15 protein-coding genes are annotated in these 14,119 nt (G+C 72.3%); 9 read left to right on the top strand and 6 right to left on the bottom strand.

Features of this window, described 5'->3' with window-relative positions; genetic code table 11:
* Nucleotides 1–87: 87 nt before the first annotated feature.
* From NE236_RS23140 to NE236_RS23130, 3 genes are all read right to left on the bottom strand, one after another.
* A complete protein-coding gene (locus tag NE236_RS23140) occupies nucleotides 88–483 on the bottom strand; it encodes an ABC transporter permease (RefSeq protein ID WP_252844160.1) in 396 nt (131 codons plus the stop codon).
* Between the two features lie 64 nt (nucleotides 484–547).
* Complete coding sequence (locus NE236_RS23135; protein ID WP_252844157.1) at nucleotides 548–1,597, bottom strand: DUF2330 domain-containing protein; 1,050 nt, start codon at nucleotides 1,595–1,597, stop codon at nucleotides 548–550.
* 385 nt (nucleotides 1,598–1,982) lie between these two features.
* A complete protein-coding gene (locus NE236_RS23130) occupies nucleotides 1,983–2,222 on the bottom strand; it encodes a hypothetical protein (protein ID WP_289850755.1) in 240 nt (79 codons plus the stop codon).
* 279 nt (nucleotides 2,223–2,501) lie between these two features.
* Between NE236_RS23130 and NE236_RS23120 the strand changes: the two genes are divergently transcribed.
* From NE236_RS23120 to NE236_RS23085, 8 genes are all read left to right on the top strand, one after another.
* Nucleotides 2,502–4,100: an ABC-F family ATP-binding cassette domain-containing protein gene (locus NE236_RS23120; RefSeq protein ID WP_252844155.1), complete on the top strand. Its 1,599-nt coding sequence runs from the start codon at nucleotides 2,502–2,504 to the stop codon at nucleotides 4,098–4,100.
* Nucleotides 4,101–4,226: 126 nt separating this feature from the next.
* Nucleotides 4,227–4,439, top strand: a complete 213-nt coding sequence (locus tag NE236_RS23115; RefSeq protein WP_141961196.1) for a helix-turn-helix domain-containing protein — start codon at nucleotides 4,227–4,229, stop codon at nucleotides 4,437–4,439.
* 120 nt (nucleotides 4,440–4,559) lie between these two features.
* On the top strand, nucleotides 4,560–5,345 hold the full coding sequence (locus NE236_RS23110) for an enoyl-CoA hydratase/isomerase family protein (RefSeq protein ID WP_252844154.1): 786 nt from the start codon (nucleotides 4,560–4,562) through the stop codon (nucleotides 5,343–5,345).
* Between the two features lie 102 nt (nucleotides 5,346–5,447).
* A complete protein-coding gene (gene bioB / locus NE236_RS23105; RefSeq protein ID WP_252844153.1) occupies nucleotides 5,448–6,506 on the top strand; it encodes a biotin synthase BioB in 1,059 nt (352 codons plus the stop codon).
* Between the two features lie 368 nt (nucleotides 6,507–6,874).
* Nucleotides 6,875–8,833: an ABC transporter ATP-binding protein gene (locus tag NE236_RS23100; protein ID WP_252844269.1), complete on the top strand. Its 1,959-nt coding sequence runs from the start codon at nucleotides 6,875–6,877 to the stop codon at nucleotides 8,831–8,833.
* Nucleotides 8,834–8,968: 135 nt separating this feature from the next.
* On the top strand, nucleotides 8,969–9,148 hold the full coding sequence (locus NE236_RS23095; protein WP_252844152.1) for a hypothetical protein: 180 nt from the start codon (nucleotides 8,969–8,971) through the stop codon (nucleotides 9,146–9,148).
* Between the two features lie 155 nt (nucleotides 9,149–9,303).
* Nucleotides 9,304–9,831, top strand: coding sequence for a hypothetical protein (locus tag NE236_RS23090; RefSeq protein ID WP_252844151.1), 528 nt, complete (start codon nucleotides 9,304–9,306; stop codon nucleotides 9,829–9,831).
* A 25-nt stretch (nucleotides 9,832–9,856) separates the two neighbouring features.
* Nucleotides 9,857–10,279, top strand: coding sequence for a hypothetical protein (locus NE236_RS23085; protein ID WP_252844150.1), 423 nt, complete (start codon nucleotides 9,857–9,859; stop codon nucleotides 10,277–10,279).
* Nucleotides 10,280–10,655: 376 nt separating this feature from the next.
* Here NE236_RS23085 and NE236_RS23080 read toward each other — a convergent pair whose 3' ends face one another.
* From NE236_RS23080 to NE236_RS23070, 3 genes are all read right to left on the bottom strand, one after another.
* On the bottom strand, nucleotides 10,656–11,558 hold the full coding sequence (locus tag NE236_RS23080) for a sulfotransferase family protein (RefSeq protein WP_252844149.1): 903 nt from the start codon (nucleotides 11,556–11,558) through the stop codon (nucleotides 10,656–10,658).
* A 178-nt stretch (nucleotides 11,559–11,736) separates the two neighbouring features.
* Nucleotides 11,737–12,858, bottom strand: coding sequence for a glycoside hydrolase family 3 N-terminal domain-containing protein (locus tag NE236_RS23075; protein ID WP_252844148.1), 1,122 nt, complete (start codon nucleotides 12,856–12,858; stop codon nucleotides 11,737–11,739).
* Between the two features lie 169 nt (nucleotides 12,859–13,027).
* Nucleotides 13,028–13,783 (bottom strand): SDR family NAD(P)-dependent oxidoreductase, encoded by a 756-nt coding sequence (locus NE236_RS23070; RefSeq protein WP_252844146.1) that lies wholly within the window; start codon nucleotides 13,781–13,783, stop codon nucleotides 13,028–13,030.
* Between the two features lie 68 nt (nucleotides 13,784–13,851).
* Between NE236_RS23070 and NE236_RS23065 the strand changes: the two genes are divergently transcribed.
* The gene (locus NE236_RS23065; protein WP_252844145.1) at nucleotides 13,852–14,118 is read left to right on the top strand and encodes a winged helix DNA-binding protein; all 267 of its coding nucleotides are present in this window, start codon (nucleotides 13,852–13,854) and stop codon (nucleotides 14,116–14,118) included.
* Nucleotide 14,119: the final 1 nt, after the last annotated feature.

Here is a 14,119-nt window from a genome sequence, read left to right as displayed (position 1 = left end):
CGGGTCGCCGTCGGTGGTCTTCCGTAATGCGCCCGGCCCCCGGATCCACGCCGACGACGCGCGCGGCCCGCCGGTGCCGCGCCGGGCTCAGTAGCTGCGGTTCAGCATCAGGATCGACAGGAAGTAGGTCACGCCCGCGACGGCCGCGAGGCCGGCGAGCAGGCCGATCTCGGCACCGCGCAGGGCCTGGACCAGCAGGGCCGCCACGATCACGCCGACGAGCACGTCACCGGTCATCGCGGCGGCGCGCAGGTGGATCCCGGAGCGCCGGCCGACCCCGAACGCCTCATGCGTGGTGAGGACCGACTCGCCCCGGCGATAGGCCAGCAGCGCGCCGTAGCCGAGGAGAACCGCCAAGCCCACGAGGCCCGTCGTCATGTGCCCGCGCGCCGTCTCGGTGACCCCGATCGCCACGCCCGCGGCGACGGCGAGCGCCGGTGCGACCCACCGGCCCGCACGCCGGCGTTCGGGAGCGATCCACATGCCCGACATCCTCCCACCGGGTCGCCCTTCCCAAACCGAGGGTTACGGAAATGCCGATCAACGGTCAGGCGGCTGCGCGCCTGCGCCTGGACCGCCGGGCCGCCACGACCGACGCCAGGGCCGCGAGCACCACCACGGGCACCGCGAGGACCCACAGGACGGCCGGCAGGCCCAGGAACGCCACCAGCCCGCCTTCCTCGTACTCCACCTGCCGGTACGGCGTGTCGGCGGTGTAGCCGAAGCCCAGGTCGTCGGTGAAGTCGGCCGGCGGGATCCCCTGGCGCACCAGTTCGGTCAGGAACGCTCCGCCGCCCAGCAGCCCGCGCAGCCCGGGAGAGGAGACCTGCGCGGGGCTCACCCGGCCCGCGTACACGGTGAACAGGCCGAGGCCGCGGACGGTGACCCGGTGCGGCGCGAGGACGTACAGGTGCACGGCCTGGGGCGTGCTCGCGAGCCGGGACAGCCGTATCGGGTAGACCGGCGCGTCCGCGGCGAACCTGATGCGCAGCGGGTCGAGCTCACCGGTGAGCGGGCCGCTCTCGGGGGCGAGCCTGATCGCCGTGTACGTCCAGCGCCGCGCCACGTACGGGGCGAGAGCCTGGGCGAGGCGTTCCTTCAGGTGGTAGCCGTGCGCCGTCAGCCAGGCCGCCAGGGCGTGCGGGTCGGCCGCAGACAGCGTCGTCACCTCGAAGGGGCCGAGCCGCTGCCGCGCGAGCACGCCGACCCGCCCGCCCCTACCCGGCGCGGGCGCGCCCGCACTGCGGTCGTCGCCGAGACGCGGGAGCCAGTGCCTCCGCCGCACCACCCTGGGCTCGGTGAGGCGGTCGAGCTGGTCGAACCAGCCGCGCTCGCCGAGCGTCACCGCGGCGCGGGCCGGGGTCGGCATGAGCCAGGCGGCGTCACGGGCCCGCGAACGCACGGACAGCCGCATGACGATCTCCTCCGCCGATCCGTCGTAGCGGACGATGGAGGTCTCCTCGGCCACGTCGACCCCGGAGGCGGTCGAGGTGATCAGCGCACCGCAGCCGCACGCCCAGGACGGCCGGACGACCCCCAGTGCGGCAGCCGCCACGACGAGCGGAACCAGGATCCGGGCGAGCGGTCTTCCACGCATGCGGGCTCAGACGCCGGGTGCGGCACCACGGTTGCGGGCCGCGGATCACGATCCGGACTCACTGAACCGCCCACGCCGCGATCCGGGCGCGTGAGGTCGGGTCGGTCGCAGCAGGCGGACGTGCCCTCCGTCCTCCCCCGGGTGAGGGTTCAGTACGGAAGCGGGCGGCCGGAGGGGGTGCGCAGGTCGAGTTCGGCGGCCGGGGCCGGGCGCGGGCTCTTGACCTTGATCCGGATACGACGCATCGGGAAGACCTCTCGGAGGACAGGGGGCGGAACGGTCGACATCCACTCTCGTCGCCGGGACGGTGCGCCACCACGGGAGGACTCCCCGTATGGGTACCTGAATCGATCCGGCGCCCGGGCGGCCGGGCGGGGGTCACGCGTCACGCCCGGCCCAGCCGCCGCAGGAGTTCGAAGCGTCTCTCCTCGAGCCGTTCGACGAGCGCCTCCTGTTCCTCCGCGGTCGTGATCATGGCGGCCCGCTCCTCGACGTCGGTCGGATCGTCCGACCGGTCGCCGATCCGCGCGCGCAGGTCCTCCAGTGCCGGGCGCACGGACGCGATGTCCTCCTCCACCACCCGGAGCTCCTCCTCCAGGTCCTCCTTCGACCGATCGTCGGCCATCCCGGGCCTTCCTCTCCTGGTCGGATGCGTCCGCCGGGACGGCGGATCGATTCGCCGTACACGCTTCCCCTGATCGCGGCCGCCACACCTGGAGGGTCACCGGGATCGGTCGTGCCGGGCGGCGACGATGTCAAGCCCCCGGATGCCGTCCCGTACACTGAAGGCATGCTTGCGAGCTGATCAGGCGTTCCAAGGGCGCGGCCGGGACACGGGGTTCCGGGCGGCGCCCTTTTCGTCGTCCCCGCCTCGCCCAGCCCGCCCCCCAGGAGCGTTCTCACTGTGATCACCGCCCGTGACATCGAACTCCGCGCCGGTTCCCGTCTGCTGCTCGAGGGAGCCTCCTTCCGCGTCAACCCCGGCGACCGGGTCGGCCTGGTCGGCCGCAACGGGGCCGGCAAGACGACGCTCACCAAGGTGCTCGCCGGCGAGGGCCTGCCCGCCGCCGGTGAGGTGACGCGCTCCGGCACCGTCGGCTACCTGCCGCAGGATCCGCGCACCGGCGACCTGGAGGTCCTCGCCCGCGACCGGATCCTGTCCGCGCGGGGCCTGGACGAGGTGATCCGGGGGATGCGCGCGGCCGAGCAGAAGATGGCGACGGCCGAGGGAGCCGAGCGCGACAAGGCGGTCCGCCGGTACGGCCGCCTGGAGGACCGGCTCCACGTGCTCGGCGGGTACGCCGCCGACGCGGAGGCGGCCTCCATCGCCTCGAGCCTCAGCCTGCCGGACCGCGCGCTCGGCCAGCCGCTGCGCACGCTGTCCGGCGGCCAGCGCCGCCGGGTCGAGCTGGCCCGCATCCTGTTCTCCGGAGCCGACACGCTCCTGCTCGACGAGCCCACCAACCACCTCGACGCCGACTCCATCGCCTGGCTGCGCGACTTCCTGAAGTCGCACCAGGGCGGCCTGATCATGATCAGTCACGACGTCGGCCTGCTCGACGCGGTCGTGAACAAGGTCATCCACCTCGACGCGAACCGCAACGTGATCGATCTCTACAACGTCGGCTGGAAGACCTACCTCACCCAGCGGGAGACCGACGAGCGGCGCCGCAAGCGCGAGCGCGCCAACGCCGAGCGCCAGGCGACCACCCTGCAGTCCCAGGCCGACAAGATGCGCGCCAAGGCGACCAAGGCGAAGGCCGCGCAGCAGATGGAGCGCCGTGCCCAGCGCCTCCTGGCCGGGGTCGAGGACGAGCGCCAGGCCGACAAAGTGGCCCGGATTCGGTTCCCCGCGCCGGCCCCGTGTGGCAAAACGCCGCTCATGGCACGAGCTTTGTCCAAATCGTACGGTTCGTTGGAAGTCTTCGCCGATGTCGACCTAGCGGTTGATCGGGGCAGTCGAGTCGTCATCCTCGGCCTCAACGGGGCGGGCAAGACGACGCTGCTGCGCCTGCTGGCGGGCGTCGAAAAGCCCGACACCGGCGAGCGTGTCGACGGGCACGGCCTGCGCCTGGGGTACTACGCGCAGGAGCATGAGACCCTCGACGTCGACCGTACCGTGCTGGAGAACATGCGGTCGGCCGCCCCGGACCTCGCGGAGACGGAGGTGCGCAAGATCCTGGGCTCGTTCCTGTTCACCGGCGACGAGGTCGACAAGCCCGCCGGCGTGCTGTCCGGGGGCGAGAAGACCCGGCTCGCGCTGGCCACTCTCGTGGTCTCCAGCGCCAATGTGCTGCTGCTCGACGAGCCGACGAACAACCTCGATCCCGCGAGCCGCGAGGAGATCCTGGGGGCCCTGCGCACCTACGCCGGGGCCATCGTTCTGGTGACTCACGATGAGGGTGCGGTGCGGGCGCTGCAACCGGAAAGAGTGATCTTGCTTCCGGATGGTGTGGAGGACATCTGGAGTGACGAATTTTCCGATCTCGTGGCACTTGCCTGACCTGCAGCGCAACCTTGACCCAAGGAAGCAGATCTTTTCTGGCGTAGTGGGTAGCCGATCGCGCGCGAATGTCTGATCATGGCTGGGGATAACGCAGCGGTCACCGCATCACTACGGGAGGTACTCGTGGCCGAGACCCTAAAGAAGGGCACCCGCGTGACCGGTGCCGAGCGAGATAAGTTGGCGGAGCAGTTGAAGAAGCGTTACGACTCCGGCGAGAGCATCCGTGCCCTGGCTGCAGCAACCGGACGGTCGTACGGCTTCATCCACCGCATCCTCACCGAGTCCGGCGTGAATCTGCGCGGACGCGGCGGGGCCACCCGCGGTAAGAAGTCCTGACGGACTTCTAGCTCCCCCCGCTCTCGGCGCCGGACCGCATGAGAGGCCACCGTGCCCGACCCGCTAGGGTCGGGCACGGTGGCGGGCCCAACCGCCACGACGCACGCCGGAAGGAGCGTCATGGCGGACTCACCGCTCGACCCGGCCGAGCTCGAACGAGCCGGCCTGCGCCTCGACGTCGACGGCGCCGTGGCGACGATCAGCCTCGCCCGGCCCGAGCGGCGCAACGCCCTGACCTTCAGCACCTGGCGCACGCTCGCCCGCATCGGCGAGACGCTGCCCGCCGGCGTCCGCGTCGTCGTCGTACGCGGCGACGGCCCGTCCTTCTCCGCCGGCATCGACCTGCGCCTGTTCAGTCCCGAGGGCGTCCCCGGCGAGGACACCGCCGGCCCCCGTGACGAGGAGTTCATCGCCGGCCTGCAGGCCGGCTACCTCTGGCTGCGCCGCCCCGACATCGTCTCCGTCGCCGCGGTCCACGGGCATGCCATCGGAGGCGGCTTCCAACTGGCGCTCGCGTGCGACCTGCGCGTGGTCGCCGACGACGTGAAGTTCGCCATGAAGGAGCCCGCCCTCGGCATCGTGCCGGACCTCACGGGCACCAAGCCGCTCGTCGACATCGTCGGCGTGCCGCGCGCCCTGGAGATCTGCCTGACGACGCGCACCATCTACGCGGAGGAGGCCGCCCGGCTGGGGCTGGCCGAACTGGTCGTGCCCGCCGCCGAGCTCGACTCCGCGGTCGCCGACCTCGTCGCGGCCATCCTCCAGGTCCGTCCGGCCACCGCGGCCGCGACCAAACGCCTCCTGCGGCAGGCTCCGCACAACACCCTCGAGGAGCAGGCCGCGGCCGAGCGCCGCGAACAGGTGGCCCTGCTCGCCGAGCTCACCGCCGCGTCCACGGGTTCCTGAGGCACGCCGCCGCGTCAAGTAGACCGCGCCTACAAGCCACGGTCCGCCCTGTTGTACCGGTGGCTCCTCCGCCCCTGGACGAGGACACGGCAGACTCGCCCTATGGACGCTCTCGTGGATCCGATCGTGGCCAAGGCGATGCGCCGGGAGGCGCTCACCCGGGATGAGGCCCGTACGGTGCTCGCCGTCTCCGACGCGGGCACGCTCGAACTGACCGCGGCCGTCGGACGGGTGCGGCGGACGTTCTTCGGCGACCGGGTGAAGCTCAACTACCTGGTCAACATGAAGAGCGGCCTGTGCCCGGAGGACTGCTTCTACTGCTCGCAGCGCAAGGGGTCCGACGCCGACGTCCTCAAGTACTCCTGGCAGGACACCGAGGAGATGGTCCGCGCGGCGGACAAGGCCGTGGCGCGCGGTGCCCGCCGGGTGTGCCTGGTGGCCAGCGGCCGGGGCCCGGCCCAGCGGGACATCGACCGGGTCGGCGAGGCGGTCCGGGAGATCGCCTCCCGCGATGTCGAGGTCTGCGTGTGCCTCGGACTGCTCAAGCCCGGCCAAGCCGAACAGCTGCGCGAGGCCGGCGCGTTCGCCTACAACCACAACCTCAACACGAGCGCCGAACGCTACGGCGACATCTGCACCACGCACGGCTTCCAGGACCGGGTCGACACGGTCAACGAGGCGGCGGCCGCCGGGTTGTCGCCGTGCTCGGGGGCGATCTTCGGCATGGGGGAGGGTGACGACGACGTCATCGACGTCGCGTTCGCGCTGCGCGAGCTGAATCCGGACTCGGTGCCGGTGAACTTCCTCATCCCGTTCGAGGGCACGCCGCTGGCCCGGAGGTGGGAGCTGACGCCGCTCCGCTGCCTGCGCATCCTGGCGCTGTTCCGGCTGGTCTTCCCGGACGTCGAGGTGCGGCTGGCCGGCGGGCGGGAGATCCACCTGCGGAGCCTGCAGCCGCTCGCGCTGCACGTCGTCAACTCGATCTTCCTCGGCGACTACCTCACCAGCGAGGGCCAGGCCGGCGACGACGACCTCCGGATGATCGCCGACGCGGGCTTCGTCGTCGAAGGCGCCGGAGAGCGCCCCGGACCGGACCCCCGGCACGATCTCGTCGTCATCCGGGACCGAGGCATCGGGACCGACAAAGAGGGCAATACGTGATGGTCCGCCCCATCGGCGGTCGAACCGGCCCCGGCCGGAGGCGCGTTCCGGTCGGGGTCCTCACCGTGAAGACACAAGGGAAGGACTCTCCTTCGTGACCATCGTCCCGACGATCGCTCCGGGCCTTCGGAGGACCCACCCGCCCCGGCGCGGGACCGAGGCCGGCGCCCGTGCCCGGGCGTAGGTCCCGAGACGGGGACGGGTTCGGGCGCAGGGCCGATGGCGCGGCCCCCACGAATGACGCAGGCTGTTCGTGAGGGCCGCGGTCGGCGTTCTCGGATGGCGGGAATCAACCGCCGGTCCGGTACGTTGTCGCCGAAGCGCTTACATGATTACGTCCTGAATCCGTCGGGAGGGCCGCCGTGGGCATGCCGGACAACGGCTGGATGATGATGGCGTCGTTCCGCCGCGACAGGTCGGTGGTCAAGGAGAGGCTCACGGCCGGGACGGTTCGCCGTATCGCCGGCTACGCGCGCCCGTACATCCGGGAGCTCGTGCTCTTCCTGGCACTGAACGCCGTCGCCGCCGTCATCGTCGTGGCCAACCCCCTGCTGCTGAAGACGATCATCGACCGGGGGATCGTGCCGCACCGGAGCGGGATCGTGGTCACGCTGGCCGCCGCCGTCGCGGGGCTGGCCCTGGTCGAGGCGCTGATCGGCCTCGGCCAGCGGTGGTACTCCGCGCGCATCGGCGAGGGCCTCATCTACGACCTGCGCACCCAGGTCTTCGACCACGTCCAGCGCATGCCGGTCGCGTTCTTCATGCGCGCCCAGACCGGCTCACTGGTCAGCCGCCTCAACAGCGACGTCATCGGCGCCCAGCGCGCCCTGACCACCACCCTGTCCTCGGTCGTCTCCAACGTGATCAGCCTGATCCTCGTCCTGGTCACGATGTTCGTGCTGTCGTGGCAGGTCACGCTGGTCGCCCTGGTGCTGCTGCCGATCTTCATCTTCCCGGCCAAGTGGGTGGGGCGGCGGCTGCAGAAGATCAGCCGGGAGCAGATGCAGCTCGACGCGGAGATGAGCTCGCTGATGACCGAGCGGTTCAACGTCGCCGGTGCCATGCTCGCCAAGCTGTACGGCCGCCCCGAGGAGGAGTCGGAGAGCTTCGCCGACCGGGCGCGGCGGGTGCGCGACATCGGCATCACCTCCGCCATGTACGGGCGGGTCTTCTTCACCGCCCTGACGCTGGTCGCCTCGCTGGCGACCGCCATGGTGTACGGCGTCGGCGGCTCCCTCGTCGTGGACGGCAGCTTCCAGCTGGGCACCCTCGTGGCGCTCGCCACGCTGCTGACCCGGATGTACGGCCCGCTGACCGCGCTGTCCAACGTGCACGTCGACGTGATGACCGCGCTGGTGAGCTTCGACCGCGTCTTCGAGGTGCTCGACCTCAAGCCCATGATCGACGAGAGGCCGGGCGCGCGGCCTTTGCCCGCGACCGCCGCCCCGTCGACCGGTCCGGACCTGCCTTCAGGCTCCTCCCTGCCGATGGACCTCGATCCGCTGACCGACGGAGACGCGCCGGCGATCGAGTTCGACGACGTGACCTTCCGCTACCCGGCCGCGGCGGAGGTCTCGCTCGCCTCCCTGGAGTCGATCGCCCGGACCGACACCGCGCCGAGCCGCGAGGTGCTGCACGGGGTGGACTTCCGGGTCGAGCCCGGGACGATGACCGCCCTCGTCGGGCCCTCCGGGGCCGGCAAGACGACGATCACCCAGCTCGTGTCCCGGCTCTACGACGTGACGGACGGCGTCGTCCGCATCGGCGGTCAGGACGTACGGGACACGACCCTCGATTCGCTGCGGGACACCGTCGGCGTGGTCACCCAGGACGCGCACCTGTTCCACGACACGATCCGCGCCAACCTCGCGTACGCCCGGCCCACGGCCACCGACGAGGGACTCGCCGAGGCTCTGCGTGCCGCGCAGATCTGGGATCTCGTCGACAGCATGCCCGAGGGCCTCGACACCGTCGTCGGAGACCGGGGCTACCGGCTGTCCGGCGGGGAGAAACAGCGCCTGGCCCTCGCCCGGCTGCTGCTGAAGGCCCCCTCGGTCGTGGTGCTCGACGAGGCCACCGCCCATCTGGACTCCGAGTCCGAGGCGGCGGTGCAGCGTGCCCTGCGCACCGCTCTGGCGGGACGCACCTCGATCGTCATCGCGCACCGGCTGTCGACGATCCGCGAGGCCGACCAGATCCTCGTGATCGACGACGGCCGCGTCGTCGAGCGGGGCCGGCACGACGAGCTGCTCGCCGAGGGCGGCCTGTACAGCGAGCTCTACCACACCCAGTTCGCCCGGCAGGACGTTCCCGACGCGGTGCACTGAGACGCTCTCCGGCACGGCCGGCAGGCCCGCGAGTGGCGGGCCGCACCGGTATGGGAGCGGGTGCACCGGCGTACAACCGCCGTTCCCGGGTAGACGGATTCATCGAGCAGCCGTCCACGAGCGAAGGGAACGGTCATGGCGACGCCGGGTGAGCGCGTCCGCACCCACATCCCGCCGCCGCGCGAGATCTGGCCGATCAGCGAGCTGGTCCGGCAGGTCGGCCGGCTCGTCGCCGAAGAACTCGAACGTCCCGTCCTCGAGACTCCGTCGCGTGACGTCGAGAACGCCGGTGACCGGGAACGCCGCGAGCGCTGACCCACCGCGGCCCCGCAGGTGATCGGTTCCTCCTCCGGACGCCGTCACCGTCGATGCTCTGCCGAGGGCACGCCGCCTTTACCGATTGTGATGATTCGCCGACCCTCCGTCAGTGCGGAGGAATGAGTCGATGGCGGCGAGGGTAGATCCTCGACGTGAGCGTTGCGTATGCCAGACGGGCACACTGGGTGACGGTCATCGCGGCGATCGCCTGCGCCGGGGGCCTGCTGCTGACCGGCGCGCGGGCCGGCGAGCGGACCGGCCCGCCCGGACCGGACGTCCCGTCGGCGTCTCCGGAGAGCGTCGCCCCGGGCGAGGCGTACTCCGGCCGGTCCCGCGTCTTCGGTCTGGTCGAGGCGGGCCAGACGGCGGACACCGTGCTGTTCGCGCTGGCCCGCAAGGTGCAGCCCGGAGGTCCGGAGACGGTCCATCCGGCGGACGTGGGGCACTACCTCGCGCTGCGGCTGGCGCCCGGCGCGGCGATCCGAGCGTCGGCCCCGATCGCCAACGAGGGCGTCACCGACTGGGTACACGGCATCCGGCTCACTCCGGAGGAGTTCCACACCCTGCTCGTGAAGCTGCAGGAGCGGCTCCACCCGCTCCTGGACCGCTCGCACATGTTCGAGCTGTGGTTCGACGGCCGGGGCCGGATCACCCGGATGCAGCACTACTTCAGTCCCTGAGCGGGACGCGGATCGGGGGGACGAGATGAGACGTTCGCTCGCCATGGCGGGCGCGGTGTTGGGAGCCGCGCTGGGGCTTGCCGGATGCCGCCAGGGCACCGGGCCGGCGGATCACGACGTGAACCTCTCCCATCCCCGGACCGCCCAGGCAGACGCCCGCCACGTGAGCCCCGGGCCGGGCCGCCGCGCGGGCCGGGAGCCTCGGCCGGGGCCGCCGGGGGTCAGGGACAAGGTCGCCCGCGACGTCCCGGCGCTCCCGCGGCGGCCACCGGCGCGGCCCGAGAGCGGATGCGCCACCCTCCACGAGCCCGGCCACGGCGTCTCGGTGCGCTGTGTCCAGCGGTCCGGCGACGACATCGACCGGTCGGGCGACAACGTCCTGAGGTCCGGTGACGGTATCGAACGCTCGGGCGGCGACGTCCTGCGCGACATCCCCGACGGGGACTGACCTTCCCACGCCGCACGCCCGGGACGCCGGCGCACCGAGGCCGGACCTGCGGCCTCCCGAGGCCGCGGACGTGCGTCCGCGGGGCTTCACCTGAGCGCATCCTCATGGCCACGCCGCCTTCGCGCGTTCGGGAGAGTGTGGACCAGGCGGCGAATCGTCATTGTCGGCGGACTCTGTTCTCAGGCCGTCCCGGCTACGCCGGGCCGCTCCTGACGGAGTCCGGATTCCTCCCCGGCCTGAAGGCCGGGGCATCCTCCGGAGGACTAGGTGAAGAACAGGCGCGGAGTCAGGCGGATGACCGCTCTCGTCGTCGGGTGCGGCGCGGCCGGACTGGCGATCGGCTGGCGGTACGCCGAACGCGGGCGCGCGACGACGGCTATGACCGGTCGCTGAGCCGGTATCCGAGACGGTTGAGCTCCGCCCCGGCGATCTTCTCCACCTGGGTGACCTGCTTTGGCGTCAGCTCCTCCTGCCACCGGCCCACGCCCCCGTCGTGGATGCCGTACAGCGCGGTGCGGGAGATCCGCTGACCGAGGTAGTCGGACACGGCGGAGACGACCTCCCGGGGCCGGGCCACCAGCTCCTCGTAGCGGACCGTGAGCAACTGCTCCTCGGGAGTCTGGGCCCGGAGCCGGGCGCTGAGCCGGATCGACCCCCGCCAGCGCAGCGCGCACTTGACCGCCACCCCGGCGCGCGGCCAGCGGACGCGCTCGGTGACGTCCTCCACGCCGAAGAAGGGGTTCGGGAACACCTCGTCGAGGTTGGCGAAACCGGGCCGGAACCAGGCCAGGCAGCGTTCGTCGGTGAGCATCCCGGCGACGGCGTCCCGGCCGTCCCGGATGATCTGGATCAGCTGCGCGTCGGGGAAGGCGTCCAGGAGCACGTCCGTGCTGTAGATCAGGTCCGGGGTGGCGTCGGCGAAGCGCTGGACGCCCCGCAGGTCGGCGCAGGTGCCGTCGGCTCCCACCCGGCCGAGCTCCCGGCAGTCGGCCGGGCACTCGCCACAGCCCTCCCGGGTGACCTGCCAGGTGTGCGCGTACGCGTCGCGGAGCACCCGCGCCGCACCCTGCCCTTGTTCACTGGCGATCGAGGGGCGCCGGGCGAAGGCGTACACCGTGCGGACGACACCGGGGCGTCCCATCGTCAGGTGGAAGGCGGTGGAGCGCCTGAGGGCACGCGCGAGGAGGTCCGTGCCCGAGTGGGGTGCGCCCAGGATGAAGACCGGGCGACGGACCTTCGTGCCGTTGACCACCAGGATGTGGGGGGACGTCGTGCGCATGGGTCCCATAAGTCTGCCATCCCGGTCAGGTCGCCATCGCCCTGATCGCCACTCATGGGGCCTCTCTCCGGATGCGTCGGCCGTGCCCACGACCGGTTGACGGACACATCGGATGGTAGTGCCAGGAACATGGATTTTGCTGCAAGCACATGATCCAAATGCCGCGCGCCGCGCGCACTCACCCGGACCCGTTGCGCAGGTTCGTGACCCGGGTCCGCGCGGCGTCGAACCCACCCTGGTCCAGCCGTCCGCCGCGGAGGGCCTCGGCGAGGCCGGAGACGACCGCCTGCCCGTCCGCGACCCGCTGGGAACAGACGAGGATGAGGTCCATGCCGGCCCGCGCCGCGGCGACCGCCCGCTGCGGATACGAGCCGAACGCCCGCAGCGCCCCGGCGTTGATGGCGTCGCTCACGGTGACGCCCCGGAATCCGAGCCGGCCACGGAGCTCCTCGGCAAGGACGGCCGGGGACAGGCCGGCGGGCCGGGCCGGGTCGAGCGCCGGGTAGACGGCCCAGGACGGCATGACGAGCCTGACGCCCGCCGCGATGGCCGGAGCGTAGGGCGGTTCGTCGACGCTGCGCAACACGGCTTGGGGGACATCGAGCGTGACGGTCCTCAGGTCGGTGTTCTCGCTCGCGCCGGCCGCGCCCAGCCCGGGGAAGTGCTTGACGGTGGCCGCGACCCCGGCCCGCTGCTGTGCTGTGACGAAGGCGGCGCCCAGACGCCCGCAGACGGCCGGATCCGTGCTGTACGAACGCCCCAGCCGGTCGGCGAAGTCGCCCTCCGCGCGGTGGACGTCCAGGACCGGAGCGAGATTGACGTTCATGCCGACGCCCGCGAGCAGCCGACCGGCGTCCTCACCGGCTCGGGCCGCTGCCGCGGCGGGGTCGGACGCCAGGCCGACCTCCTTCTGCGAGACGACGGGACCGCCCGGCAACCGCCGTATCCTGCCGCCTTCCTGGTCGGTCATCAGCAGGAGCGGAGCCGGTGCCGGGCCCGCCCGCCGCGCGGCCTGCAGTCGTCGGGTGACCGAGGTGATCTGGTCCAGGCCGGACACGTTGTCGGCGAAGAAGATGACGCCCGCCGCCGTGCCGGCCTGGATCTGCTCGAGCAGCGCGGCCGGCACGGCCAGGCCCGAGTAGGAGAAGATCACGCGTTGCCCGGCCTGTTGCTCCGGCGTCAGGTTCGGGGACGGCGTTCGCGTCCCGGCGACGGCGGCGCACGCCGGTCCGAACGCCGCGACGGTGAGGCCGGCGCGGATCGCGTCCCGCCGGGTGATCGGTCTGCTCGAGTGCTTCATGGCCCTCCGCGCGCCCCGCTCGCGGCGCGGGGGCGCGCCTCCTCCCCGTGCTGAGGCCCGCCTCGGCGGGCGGCTGCGAGCTCCTCCTCCGATTGTGGAACAGCGCCCTGCCAGGTCCCGGGCCGGGGCGTCGGCGGCGCTCCCGGACGAACCCGGTGGCAGCCGGAGCTCAGTCGCCCATGATGTCGTCGGTCATGCGCTGGTTGCCCGCCAGCAGGCCGCCGTCCACGGGCAGCGTCGCCCCGCTGATCCAGGCGGCCTCGTCCGAGGCCAGGAACAGGACGGCGGCGGCGACGTCGTCCGGGGCGCCGACCCGGCGCAGGGGATACCAGCCGGCGACCCGGTCGAGGACGCCCGGGCTGCGCCGTTCGCGCTCGTCCCAGCTGCCGGTGCGGATGGTTCCGGGCGCGACCGCGTTGCAGCGGATCCCGGCCGGGCCGTAGCGCACCGCGACGCTGCGGGTGAGGCTGAGGACGCCCGCCTTCGCCGCGCTGTAGGCCTCGTTGCCGACGTGGACGATGCCGTTGACCGAGGCGACGTTGACGATGGCGCCCCCACCCCGCCGCAGCATCGTCGGCAGGACGGCCTGCGTGCACAGGAACGTGCCCTTCAGGCACAGGTCGACGTCCCGGTCCCAGAACTCGTCGGAGAGTTCCTCGAACGAGGCGTCGGTCGCGCCTCCGGCGTTGTTGACGAGGACGTCCACGGGGGTGTCCGCCAGGGCGGCCCGGACGCTCGCGCGGTCGGTCACGTCGACGGCGACCGCCCGGGCGCCGGGAATGTCACGGGCCGTGCGCTCGGCGCTCGCGGCGTCCAGGTCGGCGACGACGACCTGGGCGCCCTCCGCGCCGAACCGCAGGGCGATCGCCTGCCCGATCCCCGCTCCCGCGCCGGTCACGACCACCACACGTCCTGAGAATCGCATCCCCCGATCATGCATGACGGCCCTCCGGCGGCCGACGGCGCGGTCAGCGGCCCAGGAGCGCGCCGCCGTTGACGTGGATCACCTGGCCGGTGACATGCCCGGCCGTCCGCGCGGTCCGCAGCCCCGGAGGCCGTACGCTCCGCGTCGAACTCACCGACGCCGGGCACGGGCTGATCGAGGGCAGCGTCGAACGGCTGCTCCGGCACGAGGACGACCTGATCGGACACCTGAGTCCGGCCGAGCGCGACCAGCTCACCGAACTGCTGCGCAAGCTCCTCGACGGGCTGATCGAGGGCGGGACCGCCGGCCTTCCGGAAGGTGCGGCCGGGGAGTGAC

This window comes from Actinoallomurus purpureus (assembly GCF_024055795.1).
GTDB lineage: Bacteria > Actinomycetota > Actinomycetes > Streptosporangiales > Streptosporangiaceae > Actinoallomurus > Actinoallomurus purpureus.
This window is presented reverse-complemented; position numbering and strand designations above follow the sequence as displayed.